Annotated in this window: 18 protein-coding genes; 10 read left to right on the top strand and 8 right to left on the bottom strand. The window is 64.2% G+C overall.

The genetic code is table 11. The features are described from left to right. Nucleotides 1–3 precede the first annotated feature (3 nt). From trpD to AC1DYC_RS05875, 4 genes are read left to right on the top strand one after another with little or no spacing between them, the layout of a single operon-like run. Nucleotides 4–1,014: an anthranilate phosphoribosyltransferase gene (gene trpD / locus AC1DYC_RS05890; protein ID WP_477404701.1), complete on the top strand. Its 1,011-nt coding sequence runs from the start codon at nucleotides 4–6 to the stop codon at nucleotides 1,012–1,014. Nucleotides 1,015–1,018: 4 nt separating this feature from the next. After that, nucleotides 1,019–1,831 (top strand): indole-3-glycerol phosphate synthase TrpC, encoded by an 813-nt coding sequence (trpC, locus tag AC1DYC_RS05885; protein ID WP_477404699.1) that lies wholly within the window; start codon nucleotides 1,019–1,021, stop codon nucleotides 1,829–1,831. 2 nt (nucleotides 1,832–1,833) lie between these two features. Continuing rightward, nucleotides 1,834–2,316, top strand: a complete 483-nt coding sequence (gene moaC / locus AC1DYC_RS05880; RefSeq protein ID WP_477404697.1) for a cyclic pyranopterin monophosphate synthase MoaC — start codon at nucleotides 1,834–1,836, stop codon at nucleotides 2,314–2,316. Continuing rightward, nucleotides 2,317–3,522 carry a molybdopterin molybdotransferase MoeA gene (locus tag AC1DYC_RS05875; RefSeq protein WP_477404695.1) on the top strand — a complete coding sequence of 402 codons (1,206 nt, stop codon included), beginning with the start codon at nucleotides 2,317–2,319 and terminating at the stop codon, nucleotides 3,520–3,522. It abuts the gene before it with no gap. Nucleotides 3,523–3,564: 42 nt separating this feature from the next. On the opposite strand, the gene AC1DYC_RS05870 is transcribed toward AC1DYC_RS05875, so the two are convergent. After that, nucleotides 3,565–4,395, bottom strand: coding sequence for an alpha/beta hydrolase (locus AC1DYC_RS05870; protein WP_477404694.1), 831 nt, complete (start codon nucleotides 4,393–4,395; stop codon nucleotides 3,565–3,567). 165 nt (nucleotides 4,396–4,560) lie between these two features. On the opposite strand from AC1DYC_RS05870, the gene AC1DYC_RS05865 reads away from it, so the two are divergent. Beyond that, nucleotides 4,561–6,186: an AMP-binding protein gene (locus AC1DYC_RS05865; RefSeq protein ID WP_477404692.1), complete on the top strand. Its 1,626-nt coding sequence runs from the start codon at nucleotides 4,561–4,563 to the stop codon at nucleotides 6,184–6,186. Next, entirely contained in the window at nucleotides 6,183–7,019 is an 837-nt protein-coding gene (gene kynA, locus AC1DYC_RS05860; RefSeq protein ID WP_477404690.1) for a tryptophan 2,3-dioxygenase, read from the top strand. The genes AC1DYC_RS05865 and kynA overlap by 4 nt, the downstream gene beginning before the upstream one ends. 90 nt (nucleotides 7,020–7,109) lie before the next feature. Here kynA and kynU read toward each other — a convergent pair whose 3' ends face one another. Continuing rightward, nucleotides 7,110–8,357, bottom strand: coding sequence for a kynureninase (kynU, locus tag AC1DYC_RS05855; protein ID WP_477404688.1), 1,248 nt, complete (start codon nucleotides 8,355–8,357; stop codon nucleotides 7,110–7,112). Between the two features lie 168 nt (nucleotides 8,358–8,525). Between kynU and AC1DYC_RS05850 the strand changes: the two genes are divergently transcribed. Together AC1DYC_RS05850 and lexA are read left to right on the top strand one after the other, a co-directional pair. Continuing rightward, nucleotides 8,526–9,305, top strand: coding sequence for a GntR family transcriptional regulator (locus AC1DYC_RS05850; protein WP_477404686.1), 780 nt, complete (start codon nucleotides 8,526–8,528; stop codon nucleotides 9,303–9,305). Nucleotides 9,306–9,512: 207 nt separating this feature from the next. Beyond that, complete coding sequence (gene lexA / locus AC1DYC_RS05845) at nucleotides 9,513–10,280, top strand: transcriptional repressor LexA (protein ID WP_477304305.1); 768 nt, start codon at nucleotides 9,513–9,515, stop codon at nucleotides 10,278–10,280. Here lexA and AC1DYC_RS05840 read toward each other — a convergent pair. After that, nucleotides 10,274–12,730: a ComEC/Rec2 family competence protein gene (locus tag AC1DYC_RS05840; RefSeq protein ID WP_477404684.1), complete on the bottom strand. Its 2,457-nt coding sequence runs from the start codon at nucleotides 12,728–12,730 to the stop codon at nucleotides 10,274–10,276. The two genes, lexA and AC1DYC_RS05840, sit on opposite strands and share 7 nt — an antisense overlap. 123 nt (nucleotides 12,731–12,853) lie before the next feature. On the opposite strand from AC1DYC_RS05840, the gene gltX reads away from it, so the two are divergent. Together gltX and gltA are read left to right on the top strand one after the other, a co-directional pair. After that, nucleotides 12,854–14,278 carry a glutamate--tRNA ligase gene (gltX, locus tag AC1DYC_RS05835; protein ID WP_477408185.1) on the top strand — a complete coding sequence of 475 codons (1,425 nt, stop codon included), beginning with the start codon at nucleotides 12,854–12,856 and terminating at the stop codon, nucleotides 14,276–14,278. A gap of 182 nt (nucleotides 14,279–14,460) precedes the next feature. Next, complete coding sequence (gene gltA, locus AC1DYC_RS05830) at nucleotides 14,461–15,792, top strand: citrate synthase (RefSeq protein WP_477333835.1); 1,332 nt, start codon at nucleotides 14,461–14,463, stop codon at nucleotides 15,790–15,792. Nucleotides 15,793–15,847: 55 nt separating this feature from the next. Here the strand turns inward: gltA and lpxB are convergent, their stop codons facing one another. From lpxB to lpxD, 5 genes are read right to left on the bottom strand one after another with little or no spacing between them, the layout of a single operon-like run. After that, on the bottom strand, nucleotides 15,848–17,026 hold the full coding sequence (gene lpxB, locus AC1DYC_RS05825) for a lipid-A-disaccharide synthase (protein WP_477404682.1): 1,179 nt from the start codon (nucleotides 17,024–17,026) through the stop codon (nucleotides 15,848–15,850). After that, nucleotides 17,016–17,918 carry an LpxI family protein gene (locus AC1DYC_RS05820; RefSeq protein ID WP_477404680.1) on the bottom strand — a complete coding sequence of 301 codons (903 nt, stop codon included), beginning with the start codon at nucleotides 17,916–17,918 and terminating at the stop codon, nucleotides 17,016–17,018. The genes lpxB and AC1DYC_RS05820 overlap by 11 nt, the downstream gene beginning before the upstream one ends. Further along, the gene (gene lpxA, locus AC1DYC_RS05815; RefSeq protein ID WP_477304295.1) at nucleotides 17,905–18,738 is read right to left on the bottom strand and encodes an acyl-ACP--UDP-N-acetylglucosamine O-acyltransferase; all 834 of its coding nucleotides are present in this window, start codon (nucleotides 18,736–18,738) and stop codon (nucleotides 17,905–17,907) included. Before lpxA ends, AC1DYC_RS05820 begins: the two co-directional genes overlap by 14 nt. Before the next feature lie 15 nt (nucleotides 18,739–18,753). After that, nucleotides 18,754–19,206, bottom strand: a complete 453-nt coding sequence (fabZ, locus tag AC1DYC_RS05810; RefSeq protein ID WP_477404678.1) for a 3-hydroxyacyl-ACP dehydratase FabZ — start codon at nucleotides 19,204–19,206, stop codon at nucleotides 18,754–18,756. Nucleotide 19,207: 1 nt separating this feature from the next. After that, nucleotides 19,208–20,266: a UDP-3-O-(3-hydroxymyristoyl)glucosamine N-acyltransferase gene (lpxD, locus tag AC1DYC_RS05805; protein ID WP_477404676.1), complete on the bottom strand. Its 1,059-nt coding sequence runs from the start codon at nucleotides 20,264–20,266 to the stop codon at nucleotides 19,208–19,210. Nucleotides 20,267–20,314: the final 48 nt, after the last annotated feature.

Here is a 20,314-nt window from a genome sequence, read left to right as displayed (position 1 = left end):
CCAATGAGCGCGCTGAAGATCCATATCGCCAAGGTCGCCACCGGCAGCGCGCTTACCTTCGAGGAAGCGCGCGAAGCCTTCGACATCATCATGTCGGGCGATGCGACGCCCGGCCAGATCGGCGGCTTCCTGATGGCGCTGCGCGTACGCGGCGAGACGGTGAGCGAGATCTCCGGCGCCGTCGCCACCATGCGCGCCAAGATGCTGCGCGTCGAAGCCCCTGAAGGCGCCATCGACATTGTCGGCACCGGCGGCGACAACTCGCACTCGGTCAACATCTCGACGGCTTCCGCCTTCGTCATCGCCGGCTGCGGCGTGCCGGTGGCCAAGCATGGCAATCGCGGCCTGTCGTCGCTGACGGGGGCTGCCGACGTGCTGGTCGCGCTCGGCGTCAAGATCGATATCCCGCCGGAGACGATCGGTCGCTGCATCCACGAGGCGGGCGTCGGCTTCATGTTCGCACCGGCGCATCATCCGGCGATGAAGCATGTCGGCCCGACCCGCGTCGAGCTCGGCACCCGCACCATCTTCAACCTGCTTGGCCCGCTGTCCAATCCGGCCGGCGTCAGCCGCCAGATGGTCGGCGTGTTCCTGCCGGAATGGATCGTGCCGGTGGCCGAGACGTTGAAAGCGCTGGGCACAGACCACGCCTGGGTCGTCCATGGCGACGGCTATGACGAGATCACCACCACTGGCGAGACGCAAGTTGCGGAACTGGCCGGCGGCGAGATTCGCCATTTTACGCTCACCCCCGAAGCGGTCGGTTTGCAGCGCCACACCAAGGACGAGTTGCGCGGCGGCGACGCCGCCTACAACGCCAAGGCGTTGCGCGACATGCTGGGCGGCGCTGCCGGCGCCTATCGCGACACGGTGCTGATGAATGCCGGCGCCGGCATGGTGGTGGCGGGCAAGGCGACAACGCTTGCCGACGGCATGGCGGCGGCGGCACAAGCCATCGACAGCGGCCGGGCGCTAGGCGTGCTCGACAGGCTGGTCGAGATTTCGAACGGATAGAGCCGTGGCTGACATTCTGCGCAAGATCGAGGCCTACAAGCGTGACGAGATCGCGTCTGCGAAAGCGCGGATCCCGCTGGCCGAGATCAAGGCGCGGGCCAAGGATGCCGACGCTCCGCGCGGCTTTCTCAGGGCTCTCGAGGCGAAGCGCAGATCGGGCAACTTTGCCCTGATCGCCGAAATCAAGAAGGCGAGCCCTTCCAAAGGGTTGATCCGCGCCGATTTCGACCCGCCGGCGCTGGCGCAAGCCTATCAGAAAGGCGGCGCTGCCTGTCTTTCGGTGCTGACCGATGCGCCGTCCTTCCAGGGCGCGCCGGAATTTCTCACCAACGCGCGCAAGGCGGTGTCGTTGCCGGCGCTGCGCAAGGATTTCCTGTTCGATCCCTACCAGGTCTACGAGGCACGCGCCTGGGGCGCCGACGCCATCCTGATCATCATGGCCAGCGTCGATGATGCGCTGGCAAGCGAACTGGAAGCGACCGCATTCGAACTCGGCATGGATGCGCTGATCGAGGTGCATGACGAGGCCGAGACGCAGCGCGCGGTAAAACTGTCATCGCAGCTGATCGGCATCAACAACCGCAACCTCAGGACATTCGAGACCAGTCTCGAAACTTCGGAGCGTCTGGCGTCGATGGTGCCTGGCGGTCGTTTGCTGGTCAGCGAGAGCGGCATTTTCAGCCACGACGACTGCCTCAGGATGCAAAAGACCGGCATCGAAACCTTCCTGGTCGGCGAAAGCCTGATGCGGCAAGAGGATGTCGCAGCGGCAACGCGCCTGCTTTTGACAGGCAAGGCGACGGCAGAGGCCATCTGACGATGGCAGCCGCCCTCACCCATCTCGGCGCCAAGGGCGAGGCCAATATGGTCGATGTCGGCGACAAAGAAGAGACGACACGCACGGCCATCGCCGAGGGCTTTGTCTCGATGCGGCCTGAAACCCTGAAAATGATCCTCGACGGCGACGCCAAGAAGGGCGATGTGCTGGGCACAGCGCGCATCGCCGGCATCATGGCGGCCAAGAAGACGCATGAGCTGATCCCGCTCTGCCATCCGCTGCTGCTGACCAAGGTGTCGGTCGACATCGAGCCGGATGCGGCGCTGCCCGGCCTCAGGGTAACCGCGCTCGCCCGCGTCACCGGCAAGACCGGGGTCGAAATGGAAGCACTGACCGCTGCATCGGTGGCTTGCCTGACCATTTACGATATGGCCAAGGCGGCCGACCGCGCCATGGTGATTTCCGGCATAAAGCTGGTGGAAAAGACCGGCGGCAAATCCGGCGACTACAAGGCGGGTTCGTAAATGGCGCTGGTTCCGGTCGCCGAGGCGCTTCAACGCCTGCTCGACGGCGCCGCGGCGCTGCCCGGTGAAAGCGTCGCGCTGGCAGATGCGGCCGGCCGGGTGCTGGCGGAGCCTGTCGTGGCGCTGCGCACCCAGCCGCCCTTCAACGCCTCCGCCATGGACGGCTATGCCGCGCGGGCGCGGGATGTCGCATCCGCCCCGACGCGGCTTACTGTAATCGGCATGGCGCCGGCCGGCCGCGGCTTTGCCGGCTCGGTCGGCAGGGCGGAGGCTGTCCGCATTTTCACCGGCGCGCCGCTGCCAGAAGGCGCCGACACGATCGTCATCCAGGAGAATGTCCGCGACCTTGGCAATGGCCATATCGAAGTCACCGAGCCGACCGCGAAAGACCGTAATATCCGCCGTCGTGGATTGGATTTCTCGCAAGGCGACCTCCTTCTGCAACAAGGTCGCGTGCTCGATCCGGCCGCATTGTCGCTTGCGGCGTCGGCCAATCATCCACTGCTCAACGTCGTGCGCCGGCCGCTGGTCGCCATCATCGCCACCGGCGACGAGTTGCTGCCGCCGGGGCGTGACCCCGGTCCGGATCAGATCATCTCCTCCAACGCATACGGCGTCGCGGCCGTCGCGCAGTCTGTCGGCGCCAAAGCGCTTGATCTCGGCATCGCGGCAGATCGCAAGGCCGACATAGCGGCGCTGGTGAAGAAGGCAGTCGCGGCAAAGGCCGACGTCATCGTCACGCTCGGCGGCGCGTCGGTCGGCGACCACGACCTCGTGCATGACGTGCTGACCGGCGAAGGCATGAAGCTCGATTTCTGGAAGCTCGCCATGCGTCCCGGTAAGCCGCTGATGTTCGGGCGTCTCGGCGATATCAGGTGCATCGGCCTGCCCGGCAATCCGGTGGCGAGCCTGGTCTGTTCGCAGCTGTTCTTGAAGCCGCTGTTGGCGCAGCTCGGCGGCAGCACCCACCGGCAGGACATCCGCCCTGCGCAACTTGGCGCCGCGATGCCGGCAAATGATCTCAGGCAGGACTACGTGCGCGCTGTGGTCCGGGAAGAAGCCGGCGCATTGGTGGCAACACCTTTCGGCATCCAGGATTCCTCGATGCTGAGGATGCTGGCGGACGCCAACGGCTTGATCGTACGCGAGCCCTTCGCGCCGGCGGCTGCAGCGGGCGCCGCCTGCAGCGTACTGATGTTACGCTGAAGACCAAGCGTCCAAGCTGCTAATTTTACAAATGAAACTGGCCTATACCGCAAGCAATGTCCGCGTCAGCGGATGTGTCGGATCGGCAAGCCCATCGACGATGCTGAAATGATGCCGGTCCGGCTCGACCACCGTGCTGGTCATGGCGCCGAGACCGGTCCAGATGTTGGCGAGCAACGCATTCTGGCGCAGGAACTCCGCCCGCTCGCCGCCGCCGACCCAGCAGGTGATGCGTGCGCCCTCCATCGGGCGCAGCAGCGCCGGGCTTTCGGCCAGTGCTTCGGCTTCATCGATGGCCAGTGTCGCGTTCATGCCGGTGCGCATGATCGGCCGCAGGTCATGAACGCCGGAGATCGAAACGACATTGCGCACGCGGCCGGCCACGTCGGCGGCCAGAGGGCTCGTCGTCGTCACCATCCTCGAGGCGAGATGGCCGCCGGCGGAATGCCCGGTCAGCATTACCGGGCCGCCGACCATCGTCGCCGCCTTGCCGATCGCCGCCGCGATTTCCCTGACGATGCCAGAAATGCGTATGTCGGGACAAAGCGTGTAAGTCGGCATTGCCACGGCAAAGCCGCTGGCGACCGCGCCATTGGCCAGATGCGACCAGGGGTTCTTGTCGAACGCCTTCCAGTAGCCGCCATGGATGAAGACGACGAGCCCCTTGGGCATGGCATCGGGAAGGAACAGGTCGAGCCGGTTGCGCGCGCTGTCGCCATAGGCGATGTCGAGCTTGGCCCGCCCGGCCGCCGACAGGGTGTCGCGAAAAGCTTGTGCCGGTGTGTCCCACGCAGCCGGCCAGCGATTGCTGCCGGCGATGTTGTCGCCATTTGCGTAGGCATTGTCCCAATCGGCAACACGATGTTCGAGCATCTGCACCCTCCCAGATGGCTTCAGTTCAGTCGACAGGAATGGCCGCCGGCAAAGGCGGCGTCAATGCTCCACCCTAAAAACATTTTAGGCTTGAAACAAATTTCGACTGGTGCGATCCTGTGACCGTTCAGCCATGGGCGTGAGGCAGACAGGGGCAGCCGAAAAATGCTTGGGCCATCAGCGCATATCGACACATTCACGCGCGACAACCTGCCGCCGCCGGATCAGTGGCCGGAGTTTTTGCTCGACGGCTTCCACTATCCCGACCACATAAATGCCGGCGTCGAATTGACCGACAGGCTGGTCGAAAAGGGCTTTGGCGACCACACCGCGCTGATCGGCAATGGCCGCCGCCGCACCTACAAGGAACTGTCCGACTGGACCAACAGGCTCGCCCATGCGCTGGTCGAGAATTATGGCGTCAAGCCGGGCAACCGGGTGCTGATCCGCTCTGCCAACAACCCGGCCATGGTCGCCTGCTGGCTGGCCGCCACCAAGGTGGGCGCGGTGGTCGTCAACACCATGCCGATGCTGCGCGCCGGCGAACTCGCCAAGATTGTCGACAAGGCGGAAATCACAATCGCGCTTTGCGATACAAGGCTGATGGACGAGATGACCGCCTGCGCCAAGGGTAGTGCCTATCTCAAGCAGGTCATCGGCTTCGACGGCACCGCCAACCATGACGCCGAACTCGACCGCGCCGCCCTCGACAAGCCGGTCACCTTCACCGCCGTCAACACCGGCCGCGACGACGTCGCCCTGCTCGGCTTCACGTCCGGCACCACCGGAGTGCCGAAGGCGACGATGCATTTCCACCGCGACCTGCTGATCATCGCCGACGCCTACGCCCGCGAAATCCTGGAGGTGACGCCGGACGATATTTTCGTCGGCTCGCCGCCCCTCGCCTTTACCTTCGGTCTCGGCGGGCTCGCCATCTTCCCGCTGCGCTTTGGCGCCGCGGCGACGCTGCTGGAACAGGCGACGCCGCCCAACATGATCCACATCATCGAGACCTACCGGGCGACCATTTCCTTCACCGCTCCCACAGCCTATCGGGCCATGCTCAAGGCCATGGATGAAGGTGCCGACCTGTCCTCGCTCCGCGTCGCGGTTTCGGCCGGCGAGACGCTGCCGGCGCCTGTCTTCGAGGAGTGGACGCAGAAGACCGGCAAGCCGATTCTCGATGGAATCGGCGCCACCGAGATGCTGCATATCTTCATCTCCAACCGCTTCGGCGACATGAAGCCCGCCTCCACCGGCAAAGCCGTCGGCGGTTACGAGGCACGCATCGTCGATGACGAGATGCGGGAGCTGCCGCGCGGCTCGACAGGCCGGCTGGCGGTGCGCGGCCCGACCGGCTGCCGCTACATGGCCGACGCCAGGCAGAAGGAGTACGTCCGTGACGGCTGGAACCTCACCGGTGACACCTTCACCCAGGACGAAGACGGTTTCTTCCACTTCGCCGCGCGCTCCGACGACATGATCGTCAGCGCCGGCTACAACATTGCCGGTCCCGAGGTCGAAGCAGCGTTGCTTTCGCATCCCGACGTCGCCGAATGCGCGGTGACCGGCGCCGAGGACAGCGAGCGCGGCCAGATCGTAGAGGCGCATATTGTTCTGGTGCAAGGTGTTTCGCCGGACGCATTGACCGTCAAACGCCTGCAGGACCACGTCAAGGCAACGATCGCGCCGTACAAATATCCGCGTTCGGTGAAATTCATCGACGCCTTGCCCAAAACCCAGACCGGCAAGATCCAGCGCTTCCGGTTGCGGGCGGAGAAGAGCAATTGAGCCAGCCCTACGATCCGGCCTCCGATGGCGCGCAGATGTCGTTCAAGGAGCGGATGTCCTACAGCGATTATCTGCACCTGGAGAAGGTGCTCGACGCGCAGGCGCCGTTGTCTTCGGCCCATGACGAGATGCTGTTCATCATCCAGCATCAGACATCGGAATTGTGGATGAAGCTCGCCTTGCACGAGATCGGCGCCGCGATCCGCTCGATCCGCGCCGACCGCCTCGAACCGAGCTTCAAGATGCTGTCGCGCGTCGCGCGCATCTTCGAGCAGCTCAACAATGCCTGGGACGTTCTGCGCACGATGACGCCCAGCGAATACACCGAATTTCGCGACGCGCTCGGCCAGTCCTCGGGCTTCCAGTCCTGGCAATACCGCGCCATCGAATTCATGGCTGGCAACCGCAACCTCGCCATGCTTGGCCCGCACAAGCACCGGCCCGATCTCACGGACAGGCTGGAGGCGATCCTGGCTACCCCATCGCTCTATGACGAGGCGCTGCTGCTTTTGGCGCGCAACGGCTTCGACATCGGCGCCGACGCCACGCGCACGGACTGGCGCGAGACACGCGTCGAGAACGAAGAGGTGCTGGTTGCCTGGCAAACCGTCTACCGCGACCCGCAGCGCTACTGGATGCTCTACGAACTGGCGGAAAAACTGGTCGACTTCGAGGACTACTTCCGCCGCTGGCGCTTCAACCACGTCACCACGGTCGAGCGCATCATCGGTTTGAAGCGCGGCACCGGCGGCACCTCAGGCGCCTCCTATCTGAAGAAGATGCTGGAGGTCGTGCTGTTTCCGGAACTGTGGACGGTTCGCACCCGGCTTTGAGCATATCGTTCTGACGCAATTCCCAAGGGAAAGCGCTACGCGCGTTTCCCGGAAAAACCGCGTCACACTTTTCCTGGAATCGCGCCGACTTTAGGTAACCGCGGTCTTCACCGCGAAGCGTGCGTCCTGCCAGGTGCCGGTGCGCAGAATATCCTCCAGCACGTCGACCGCCTGCCAAACATCGCCATAACCGACATAGAGCGGCGTGAAGCCGAAGCGGATGGTAGACGGCGCGCGGAAATCGCCGATCACACCGCGCTCGATCAGGGCGCGCATCACCTGATAGCCATGCGGATGAAGGAACGACACCTGGCTGCCGCGCTGGCTGCCGTCACGAGGACTTTCCAGTTCAAGCCCGTAGGCGCCGCATCTGGCTTCGACGAGCTGGATGAACAGGTCGGTCAGCGCGATGCTCTTTCTGCGCACCGCCGCCATGTCGACATCGTTCCAGATATCGAGCGCCCCCTTGAGCGCCCGCATCGACAGCACCGGCTGCGTTCCGCACAGGAAGCGGCGGATGCCGCTGCCGACGGCAAAGCCCTGTTCGAAGGCAAAGGGCCGCGCATGGCCCCACCAGCCGCTGAGCGGCTGATGGACATCGCCATGGTGGCGTTCGGCCGCGTAGATGAAGGCCGGCGAGCCCGGGCCGCCATTGAGGTATTTGTAGGTGCAGCCGACGGCGAAATCGGCATTGACACTGTCAAGTTCGACCGGCAAGGCGCCGGCGGTGTGGCAGAGATCCCAGATGATCAGCGCGCCGGCGTCATGCGCCTTGCGCGTCAGCGCCGCCATGTCGCGCAACTGGCCGGATTTGTAGTTGACGTGGTTGACCAGGATGACGGCGACGCTGTCGTCGATCAGATCCTCGATTGCAGGCGCGTCGACGCCCTCCAGCCGCAGCCGCGTTCCCGGCCGGGTCGAAGCGACGCCTTCGGCCATATAGAGGTCGGTCGGGAAACTGTCGCCCTCGGCAACGATGACCGAGCGGTCCGGCCGCATGCCGAGTGCCGCGTGCAGCAGCTTGTAGATGTTGATCGAGGTCGTGTCGCAGACCACCGTCTGCCCCTCAGCCGCGCCGATCAGTCGTCCGAGCTGATCGCCGAGCTCCACCGGCATGTTGAACCAGCCGGCAGTGTTCCAGGCGCGAATGAGATCCTGCGCCCATTCCTGCATGGCGGCCTGCTGCAATTCGCTGAAGACGGCCGGCGACGCGGCACCCAGCGAATTGCCGTCGAGATAGATCACGCCCTGCGGCAAGACAAAGCGTTCACGCATGGAACGCAGCGGATCGGCGGCATCCATCGCTTCGATTGCAGCGAGATCGGGTGTCATGCTCATGATCCGGCGCTCCTCCCTGAACAACAGCATTCGGCGGAGCCTGTCCGCCCTAAACATGCCGGCGATCTTGAGGGGTCCTCCTGGACCTGTCAAACATTATATATAATTTGCGTGATGAAAGGCTTTGATATATAATCAGCAGCCGAGCAATCTGACTGATGGGTTACGATGTTGGACGACGAGCAGTCCTCGAAGACGGAAACGGCCTATCGGCTGCTCAGGCGCGATATTCTTGCGACCCGGCTGGCGCCTGCCGCGCCGTTGAAGCTGAGCACGCTGCGCGGCACCTATGGCATCGGCTGGACGCCGCTGCGCGAGGCACTGTCACGACTGGAAGCCGAACGGCTTGTGACCGCCATCAGCAACCGTGGGTTTGCGGTCGCTCCCGTGTCCCGAGCCGAGCTCGAAGACCTGGCGCGTGCGCGACTGGTGGTCGAACTGCCCTTGCTGGTGGAATCGATCGAAAAGGGCGACCATCAATGGGAAGACACGGTCGTTGCCGCCCACTACCGCCTCTCACGCTGCGGGTCCGTTCTCGATGATCCCTCGGATGAGGCCGTCGATGCGTGGTACGAAAAACATGATGCCTTCCACGCGGCGCTGCTCAGTGCCGCGAGATCCAGCTGGCTGCTGCGTTTCAACGCGACGATCTCCGATCAACTGCATCGCCACCACCGCTTTCTGGGCCTCGCGCCGACGCTGCGCGCGGCCGCCGGCCGCGAGGACGGACACCAGAAGGCCATGGAGGCGCTGCGCGACGCCGTGGCGATCGAACACCACACCGAACTGATGGAAGCAGCCCTTGACCGCGACACTGAGGGCGCAAAAACGCTGATGAGCGTTCACATCGGCTACACGCTGCAGGTCTATGCCCAGAGTGAACCGGGCGCGCCGACGGATGCAGCGCAGCCCCGCCCGAAAAAGCGGCAGCGATCTGGCAAGGCATGAATTGACCCGATGGCGCAGGCCACCGGCGTTTTCACTCCGTTGCCGGCAAACGAGCGCGGGCGCCGATCGCGGCGCGGAACGTTACGCTGAACAAAACGTCAACGCATTCATTAAACTTTAAAAGGTTGCGGAACACAACTGGAACAGATAGTGTTTGTTCTGGGTTTGTTTTTTCTGATTCTGGTTTCAGAACCCGTGGGGGCCGCGATGCTGACGCGCAAACAACATGAACTCCTGATGTTCATCCATGAACGCCTGAAGGAGAGCGGAATCCCGCCGTCTTTCGACGAGATGAAGGAGGCGCTCGACCTTGCGTCCAAGTCCGGCATTCACCGCCTGATCACGGCGCTGGAGGAGCGCGGTTTCATTCGCCGGCTGCCGAACCGGGCGCGCGCGCTGGAAGTGCTGCGGCTGCCCGACTCGATCGCACCCGGCCTCAATGCGGCGAAGAAGTTCTCGCCAAGCGTCATCCAGGGCAGTCTCGGACAAGGCGGTTCTGGCCAGGGCGGTGTGGGGCAAAGCGGTCTCGGCCGTCAGATCAAGCCGGCCTCATCGTCGCGTTCGATGTCGGCCGGCAATGACGACGCAGTTTCGGCGGTGTCGATCCCGGTGATGGGCCGCATCGCCGCCGGTGTGCCGATCGACGCCATCCAGCACCAAACCCATTCGATCTCGGTGCCGCCGGACATGATCATGGGCGGCGAACATTACGCGCTCGAGGTCAAGGGCGACTCGATGATCGAGGCCGGCATTTTCGACGGCGACACGGTCATCATCCGCAATGCCGACACCGCCAGCCCCGGCGAGATCATCGTGGCGCTGGTCGACGAAGAGGAAGCGACGCTGAAACGCTTTCGCCGCAAGGGCGCCTCGATCGCGCTGGAAGCCGCAAACCCGGCCTATGAAACCCGCATCTTCGGGCCAGACAGGGTCAAGGTGCAGGGCAAGCTTGTCGGGCTGATCCGGCGCTACTGAGCCGGCTTAGTTTTGTACTTTTCGCGCTCCTTGTAGGGCGGCAGGCCGCGTGCTTCGCGTGAGAAGCGGCGTTGCTCGTGCCAGGGACGATAGGGCTTGTCGACGGCGAAACGTATGGTTGGCGTTGTCGCGGCCGATTGCGGATCGAAGAAGACGGCGGCACTGCCGTCGCGGGCAAGCTGCTTCTTGGTCACGACCAGCACCAGCGGGTCGCGACACGGATTGTAGGCGGTGGCATCGTCGATGACGATCAGGCTCGCGAAAGCGCAGGCCGGTCGGGCTGTCTTGCGGTCTTTTGCCAGCGCGATGATGGCTCCGGCCGGGTGCCGGGCAATGCAGAGATCACCTGTGCAGTAGAAGGGCGAGCCGGGCGGCAGGTCGAGCGGATCGAGATCGAACCGCGTATCCGTTGCCTCGAAAATCTCAGGCGGGATAATGGTTTCCGCCCTTAGCGCGCGTTTCCAGTTGTCTGTGGTGAATTCGTTGGAGCGTTCGCGATTGAGGGCTAGCTCGCCGCCTCCGATCGGCACGGCCACCAGATGCGCATCCTCGGAGATGAGCACATCGGGCGTGCGTACCTGCGGCACCGTCAACAGGCCAGCCAGCGCGAAAGGCACGGCCGCCAGCCGAAGCCATGTGGTGGCCATGGTGGCGATGACGAGGGCGACCGCCACCAGCAGCACCGAGCGGATAGGGATCAGCCCGACGGCATCGACCGGCGAACGTTCGGAAATCCAGGCGGAGATGGCGATCATGGCCGCCAGACCCTTGCCCATCACATAGAGGAACGGCCCATCGGCGCCGAATGGCATCGCCAGCGCGCTGAGCACGGCAAAGGGCATGACGATTAACGATACAATCGGCATCACGGCCAGATTGGCGAGCAGGCTGAGCGGTGACACGCGCTGGAAATGCCAGATGGCAAACAGCGCCGTGGCACTTCCAGCGATAATCGAGGTCATGGCGAGGCCGCCCATGGCCAGCAGGAATTTTCGCGACAGGAAGCTGACGAAAGAGCGCCTCGCAGGCGGCGTTCTCACCCTGTCGGCGCGGTAGTCGGCCCAGCCGGCATAGGCGCCGACCAGGGCGGCGGTGGCGGCAAACGACATCTGGAAACTCGGGCCGACGACCTCATGCGGCGACACCAGGATGACGGCGATCGCCGAGATCGCCAGGTTGCGCATGGTGAGCGCCGCCCGGTCGAACAGCACGGCGATCAGCATCACCGCCAGCATGATGAAGCTGCGCTCGGCGGCAACCACAATGCCTGAAATGACGAGATAGGCGGCGATGGAGACAAGCGCTGCGGCGGCTGCATATTTCTTGACCGGCCGGCGCGAGGAGAAATCGGGAAACAGCGCGAAGGCGCCGCGCAGCAAGCCCATGATGGTGCCGGCAACCAGCGCCATGTGCAGGCCGGAAATGGAAATGATGTGGTAGATGCCGGTGCGCCGCATCGCCTCGTTGACCTCGTCCGGAATGCCGGCGCGCACGCCGACGATCAGCGCTGCGGCAATCTCGCCTTCGGCGCCACCGATCTTGCTCCGGATGTGGTCGGCTATGTTTTCGCGGGCATTCTCAATGGCCGAAGAGAGCCGTGCGGTCAGCGGCGGCGGTCCCTGCGCGGCGATGGTTTTGGGATTGCCGAGAAAGAAGCCGCTGCCGCCGATGCCGGTGAAATAGCTGTCGAAGGAGAAATCGTAGCTCTCCGGCCGCACCGGACCGGTTGGCGGCAGTAGCCTGGCATAGCCGGTGATCAGGGAGCCGGCGGTCATATCGGCCGGAATCCCACGCGCCGAGAGCCTGACCCGTTCCGGCGCGTAGCGCAGCTTGGGGTAAGCGGTGGAAATCACGTCGAGCGTCAGCCTGACGCGCCCGTTTTCCATCTCTTCGAGACTGACGACGCGGCCGGTCAACCTTGTTTGAATCTCGGCGCCGAGCATCTGCGTGCCGGCGCGCCAGGTCTCGACCTTGGCGGCGACGACGCCAAGCGCGCACAGCATGGCAGCCATAAGACACAGATGCGTCCTCGGCCGCGACCGGGTGACGGCAGCACAACATGCCAAGAGCAGCACGATGGAGATCGGCTGGGCAAAGCCGGGCTCGTCGGGCAGCGAGAAATAGACAATGACGCCGGCCGCCAGGAAAACCGGCACCAGCAGGAAGGCAACGCCGCGGTCGAGTTCGGTGCCGGCCGCCACGGCAACGCTGCGGCGGATTGCGGGCCATGACGAACGGCGCAGCAGCCGGCGCAAACGGACTGTAGGTGCGGGCGCGGTGACCGGGACCGGCGCGGCGCCATCCGGCGGCAAAGGCACGATGCCGGGCTGCAGTTCGGGCAGCGCAACCGGCATCGGCTCGGCATAGGGAACATCTGCAAACAACGATCGTTCGCTGACGCTTGCCTCTGCGCCCTCGCCCTCCTTCCCGCCCCGGCCCCGTTCAGCCATCGGGTCTGCCCCTTGCGCCCCAGACCCCCTATGCTACATGAACGCGCAAAGCGCGAAAGTCCGCGCGATCACGCCCCCGCTTTCTAGCCTTGCCCGAGAATTGCCATGTCCAACAAAATTGCCATGTCCAACAGGGTGGTCACCCGTTTTGCCCCCTCGCCCACCGGCTACCTGCATATTGGTGGCGCGCGCACCGCGCTGTTCAACTGGCTGTACGCCAAGCACACCGACGGCACGATGCTTCTGCGCATCGAGGACACCGATCGCGAGCGTTCCACCGAAGCGGCAACCCAGGCCATTATCGATGGGCTGACCTGGCTCGGCCTGTCCTGGGATGGCGGTGCCGTGTCGCAGTTCGAGCGTGCGCCGCGCCACCGCGAGGTGGCCGAGGAATTGGTGCGCCTGGGTAAAGCCTATTACGCCTACGAGACGCCTGCCGAGCTCGAGGCGATGCGCGAGGCAGCGCGCGCCAAGAGCCTGCCGCCGCGCTACAACGGCGCGTGGCGCAACCGCGACGCCTCCGAGGCGCCCGCCGGCGTCAGGGGCGCCATCCGCATCAAGGCGCCGACCGAGGGTGAGACCGTGGTGCATGACCGCGTGCAGGGCGAGGTGCGCTTTCCCAACAAGGATCTCGACGATTTCATCATCCTGCGTTCGGATGGTGTGCCGACCTACATGCATGCCGTCGTCGTCGACGACCACGACATGGGCGTCACCCACATCATTCGCGGTGACGACCATCTGACCAATGCCGCGCGCCAGACGGTGATCTACAACGCCATGGGCTGGGAGGTGCCGTCCATGTCGCACATCCCGCTGATCCATGGCGCCGACGGCGCCAAATTGTCGAAGCGGCATGGCGCCCTCGGCGTCGAGGCCTATCGCGCCATGGGTTATCTGCCCGAGGCGCTGCTCAACTATCTGGCACGCCTTGGCTGGAGCCATGGCGACGACGAGGTGATGTCGATCAAGGACATGATCGCATGGTTCGACATTGGCGACGTCAACAAGGGCGCGGCGCGCTTCGACTTTGCCAAGCTCGATGCGCTGAACGGCGTGCATATGCGCAAGATGGACGACGTCCAGTTGCTCGACATCTTCGTCGCCACGCTTCCCTATCTCGAAGGCGGCCCGGCGCTGGCTGCCCGCCTTGACGACACCAGGAAGGCGCAGCTGCTGGCCGCGCTGCCTGGCCTGAAGGAACGCGCCAAGACACTGGTGGAGCTGGCCGATGGCGCCGGCTTCCTGTTCGTCGAGCGGCCGCTGCCAGTCGACGAGAAGGCGGCAGGCCTGCTCAATGCCGATGCGCGCGCGATCCTGCGCGGCGCGCATGCGGCTTTGCAGACGGTTTCGGGCGAGTGGACGGCCGCTGCGGCGGAAGCCGCGGTGCGCGCGTTCGCGACGGCCGGCGGCCACAAGCTTGGCGCGGTGGCCCAACCGCTGAGAGCAGCCCTTACCGGCCGCAGCACCTCGCCCGGCGTATTCGACGTGCTTGCCGTGCTCGGCCGTGAGGAAAGCCTGGCGCGGATTGCGGATCAAATCGATTAGGAGCGAACTGGCCCAAGAAGATTGGCATTGAAAGGCGCGTTTCGCAGTGCAACATTAGGCCTTGGCCCAATCTGGCACGCACCCTCCCAAAATGCGGTGGCGAGTTCGCGCATTCCGGTGATTTCGACGTGTCGTTTGCAGGAATTGCCTTGCCGGCATGAGGAACATGAAGGAGTTTGAGAATGAGCGAAGCTGCGACAAAACTGGAACCCGGCAGCAAGACGACGCACCCGTCGACTGCCACGCTCGAACTGGCCGGCAAGACGCACGAATTCAAGGTGCGAAGCGGCTCGGTCGGGCCTGACGTCATCGACATCGGTGCGCTTTACAGCACCACCGGCGCCTTTACCTACGACCCCGGCTTCACCTCGACGGCGAGCTGCGAGTCGGCGATCACCTTCATCGACGGCGATGCCGGCATCCTGCTGCACCGCGGCTACCCGATCGACCAGCTGGCCGAGCATGGCGATTTCCTCGAAGTCTGCTACCTCTTGCTCTACGGCGAACTGCCGACCAAGGCGCAGAAGGACGATTTCGACTACCGGGTAACGCGCCACACCATGGTGCATGAGCAGATGTCGCGCTTCTTCACCGGCTTCCGCCGCGACGCGCATCCGATGGCCGTGATGTGCGGCGTGGTCGGCGCGCTGTCGGCCTTCTATCACGACTCAACCGATATTTCGGACCCGTATCAGCGCATGGTCGCCTCGATGCGGCTGATTGCCAAGATGCCGACGATTGCGGCGATGGCCTACAAATACCATATCGGCCAGCCCTTCATTTACCCGAAGAACGAGCTGAACTTCGCCGCCAACTTCCTGCATATGTGCTTCGCGGTTCCGTGCGAGGAATACAAGATCAATCCGGTGCTGGCGCGCGCCATGGAGCGCATCTTCATCCTCCATGCCGACCACGAGCAGAACGCCTCGACCTCGACGGTGCGTCTCGCAGGCTCGTCGGGCGCCAACCCGTTCGCTTGCATCGCCGCCGGCATCGCCTGCCTGTGGGGTCCGGCGCATGGCGGCGCCAACGAGGCCGCGCTCAACATGCTGGGCGAGATCGGCCATGTCGATCACATCCCGGAATTCATCGCCCGCGCCAAGGACAAGAACGATCCGTTCCGGCTGATGGGCTTTGGCCACCGCGTCTACAAGAACTACGATCCTCGTGCGAAAATCATGCAGAAGACGGCGCATGAGGTGCTGGGCGAACTTGGCATCAAGGACGATCCGCTGCTCGACATCGCCATGGAGCTGGAAAAGATCGCGCTGACCGATTCCTACTTCATCGAGAAGAAGCTCTATCCGAACGTCGACTTCTATTCCGGCATCACGCTGAAGGCGCTGGGCTTCCCCACCACCATGTTCACCGTGCTGTTCGCGGTCGCCCGCACCGTCGGCTGGATCGCGCAGTGGAAGGAAATGATCGAGGATCCACACCAGAAGATCGGCCGCCCGCGCCAGCTCTATACGGGCGCCCCGGAACGCGACTACGTGCCGATCGCGAAAAGATAGGGAATAGTGAGTAGGCAGTAGGCAATAGATACAAAGCCCTACTGCCTACTGCCGCCTAAGCCCTATTCGCTCTCCCGATGTGCCGAAGAACGACATCCGCGGCGATGTCGCCGGAGGGCTTGTCAGTCGCCATGCGCCTGGCAACCTCGGCAAAGCCGTCCTTTTGCCAGGTTCGGTAGGCAGTGTCTGAAAACAAGGCCTCGAGCTGCCGCGCCAGATAGCGTGGCCGCACATACTGGTTGTAGTGCTCAGGCACGATCGCCTGGTCCGCGATCAGATTGGGCAAGGCGGCGCTCCACACCGTGACCAGCCCCTGAACCATGCGCATCACTGGATCGAGCCGGTAGCAGGAGATCATCGGCACCCCGGACAGCGCCAGTTCGAGCGATACCGTTCCCGAAGCGATCAGCGCGGCATCGGCCTTGCCGAAGGCCTGCCATTTGCGCTCGGCATCGAGAATGATCTCAGGCTTTTCATCCCAGCGCGCGACCGATGTTTTGACCAGGTCGGCGACATGCGGCACCGTGGGCAACAGCAGGCGCAAGCGGTGTCCGCGCGCGCGCAGCGCCGAGATCGTCTGGCCGAAGGGATCGATAAGCCGGCTTACCTCGCCGCGCCGCGATCCGGGCAGGACAAGCAGTGTCTTGACGCGGTCCGCCGAGAGATCGCGCGGCTGGCCTTGCGCCCTTGCCGCGCCAAGCACACCCGGATCATGCGTGAGGCGGTGTCCGACATAGGTTCCGGGCGGACCGCCGAGGCGGCTGAGCTCCTTCACCTCGAAAGGCAGGATGCACAGTATGTGATCGACATAGGGCTTCATCGCCAATGCCCTGCCCGGCCGCCATGCCCAGACACTCGGGCAGACATAGTGGACGATCGGGATGGAAGGATCGGCGGCGCGCACCTTTTTGGCGACGCGCAACGAAAAGTCAGGGCTGTCGATGGTGACGAGACAGTCGGGTCTCTCAGCGGCGACTGCACCAGCGGTCTGGCTGATGCGCCGCATCAGACGCGGCAGGTCGCGCAGGATGGCGCTGAGCCCCATCAGCGCGATCTCGGCCCCGTCGAACAGCGGCACCAGCCCGAGCGTCTGCAGATGCCGCCCGCCAATGCCGACCAGCCTGATATCGCGCCCGGTCATGCGCTTCAGCGACTGCACGATGTCGGCGCCCAACAAATCGCCGGACTCTTCGCCGGCGACGATGGCGATCTTCAGCGGCTTCTCAGCTGCCATGGCCAGGCTCCACGGCCGGCAGGCCATATACGAACAGGCCAAGCGCATTGGCGCGCGCGAGAACGACGGGACCTTCGAGGATCAGCGAACGGCCGGCCTCGACGGCAATGCCGACAAGCCCGGCGGCGTGTGCGGCCTCGACCGTCTGCGGACCGATGGACGGCAGATCGGCGCGCAGTTCCTGGCCGGGCTTGGCGCATTTGACCAGGACACCGCGCGTCTTGCCGGCGAGCCTGCCATGGCCGCGCAGCTGCTGCGTCCGCTCGAGCAGTCCGTGGGTGCCTTCGACGCCTTCCAGGGCGATAGCGCGGCCACCGATGGCGATGGCCGCCTGACCGATGTCGAGCGCGCCGATGGCTTTTGCCGCCGCATGTGCCGCCTCGATATCGCGCCAGTCCGATTTTCGCGGCATTGCCTTGGTCAGTGACCCTTCTGCCGCGACAAGCCGGGGCACGACCTCATGCGCGCCGACAACTTTGACACCGCGGGCTTCCAGGCCGCGGGTCAGTATCTTCAGCAGGCCGTCGTCGCCACGCGCAAGCGCCATGGCGACCGAGGGTATCAGCGCCAGCAGGCCAAGGCTCGGGCGCATGTCGACCAGCCGCGGTCTGCGCCTGATCTCGCCGGCAAGCACAAGATGGGTGATCCGCAGCCGCCTCAGCAACGCAACCAGCGAGCCGATATCTTCCAGGCCGAGGCTTTCATGCTCGTAGACGGTGAGCTCGGTCTGACGGTCGGCCTGCCCTTCGACCAGGATGATGACGGGCGGATGGCCGGCCTCTGCCAGGCCGGCGGCAACTTCGACCGGCAGGCTGCCGCCGCCGGCAATGATGCCGACCCTGGCGTCCGGCGCGAGATCGAGGCCCGTTGAGCCGGCCTCAGTCTTCGTCATCGGCATCGTCGCCGGCGCCACCTTTAAGCGACGGGACGGCAAAATGCCGCTTGCCGCGACTGGCGATGAAATCGATGATTTTCATGGCGGTCGGCGACGAGGCGAACTCGGCCTTGGCGAATTCGATGTTTTCGCCGACGGTGCGGGAGCGGTCGAAGATCGTCTTGTAAGCCTTGCGCAGCACCTGGATTTCGGCGCGCGGCAGGCCGGAGCGCTTCAGGCCGATGATGTTGAGGCCTCGCAGGCTGGCGCGGTTGCCAACGGCAATGGCGTAAGGGATGACATCGCCGACAAAAGCCGAGCAACCGCCGAGAAAGGCGTTGTCGCCAACACGCACGAACTGATGAACGGCACTGAGACCGCCAATATAGACGTTGTCACCGATCTCGCAGTGTCCGCCGAGCGTTGCGCCATTGGCGAAGGTCGCGTTTTTGCCGACGACGCAGTCGTGAGCGATATGGGCATAGGCAAGGAAGTTGCCATTGTCGCCGACGGTCGTCTCGCCACGGCTGGAATCGGTGCCGAGGTGCATGGTCACGCCTTCGCGGATCGTGCAGTTCTGGCCGATAACCAATGTGGTGCGGCCGCCCTTGTGCTTGGTGTTTTGTGGTGGCCCGCCCAGTATCGCCATCGGATAGACCTTGGTCCCGGCGCCGATTGTGGTCGCACCCAGCACCGAGACATGGCTGACCAGTTCGACCCGGTCGCCGATCACAGCATCAGCGCCGACATAGCAGAACGGTCCGATAGAGGCGCCTTCACCGATTTGGGCACCGGACTCGATAACGGCCGAGGGATGGATTGAAGTCTGTATTTTCATGAGCATGTCGAACCGTCAGCCGGTAACCATCATTGCCGAGATCTCGGCTTCGGCGGCCTTTGCGCCGTCCACCATGGCCTCGCAGGCGAATTTGAGCAGGTTGCCGCGCATCTTGATTTTCTTGACGTGGATCTTCAACTGATCGCCCGGGATGACCGGTTTGCGGAATTTCGCATTGTCGATGGTCAGGAAATAGACCAGCGACGGCTTTTCCGTGTTCAGGTTGCGGATGCAGATCGCGCCGGCCGTCTGTGCCATGGCCTCGACGATCAGCACGCCCGGCATCACCGGCTGGTCCGGGAAATGACCTTGGAAATGCGGCTCATTGATGGTCACGTTCTTGATGCCGATGGCCGAGTCGTTGCCATCGATCTCGACGATGCGATCGATCATCAGGAAGGGATAGCGATGCGGCAAAAGCTTCATCAACCCCAGTATATCGACCGCTTCGAGCGTCGCCGGCACCATCTCAGTTACTTCCCCCCTCGCCTTGCTTGCGCGTCCTGGCGAGCTTGCGCAGCATGGCGATCTCTCGCATAGCTTCCGCCATCGGCTGCGCCGGATAGCCTCCCCAGATCTCGCCTGCCGGCACGTTGCTCATGAACCCGCTTCTCGCCGCAAGCTTGGCCCCCGATCCTATGGTCAAATGATCGGCAAGGCCAACGCCGCCGCCCATGGTGACACCGTCGCCGACGACGACGGAGCCGGAGATACCCGAAAGCCCGGCTATAATGCAATTGCGGCCGATGCGAACGTTATGGGCGATCTGCACCAGATTGTCGATCTTGGTGCCCTGGCCGATGACCGTGTCCGACATGGCGCCGCGATCGACTGTCGTGTTCGAGCCGATTTCAACATCGTCCTGGATGATGACGCGGCCGATCTGCGGCACGCGCTCGGGCCCCTTGGCACCGCCGACGAAGCCGAACCCGTCCTGGCCGATGCGGGCGCCACCATGGATGATGACGCGGTTGCCGATCAGCGCATACTGGACGCTCACGCCTGGCCCAATATAGCCGTCGCGGCCGATCTGGCAGGAGGGGCCGATAACGGCGTGGGGCGCAATGACGGTTCCGCTGCCGATGGAAGCGCGTGGGCCGATGACCGCTCCAGCCTCGATGATCGCGCCGGCCTCGACATGCGCCGAGGCATCGACATGAGCCTGCGGCGAGACCCCGGTTTCGCTGGTCATCGGTCCCGGCGTGGCAGCCGTCGGGAACAGCAGCCGGCCGACCATGGCGAAAGCCTGTTGCGGCCGAGGATGGACCAGAACCGCAATGCCGGCCGGCGCCTTAGCGGCGAATTCGGTGGGACAAAGCACGGCCGCCGCCTTCAGCGACTGCATCAGCGCGAAATTGCGCTTGCCGTCGACGAAGACGAGCGCACCCTCGCCGCCTTCATTGGCGGGCGCCAACGCATCGATCGATATGTGGGCAAGGTCGGAATCGACAAGCGACGCGCCGGTCAGATTCGCGACTTCGCCAGCCGTATACCGGCGTGAGGGCGCGAAGAACACCGGATCGGTCATTCCAGAAGCAATATCCAGCTAGGTCGGATCAGTTCTCTTCCGGACCAC

The sequence above is a fragment of the Mesorhizobium sp. P2_E7 genome, from assembly GCF_056403855.1.
The sequence above is the reverse complement of the archived record's forward strand: the minus strand, read 5'-3'. Positions and strand labels throughout refer to the sequence as shown.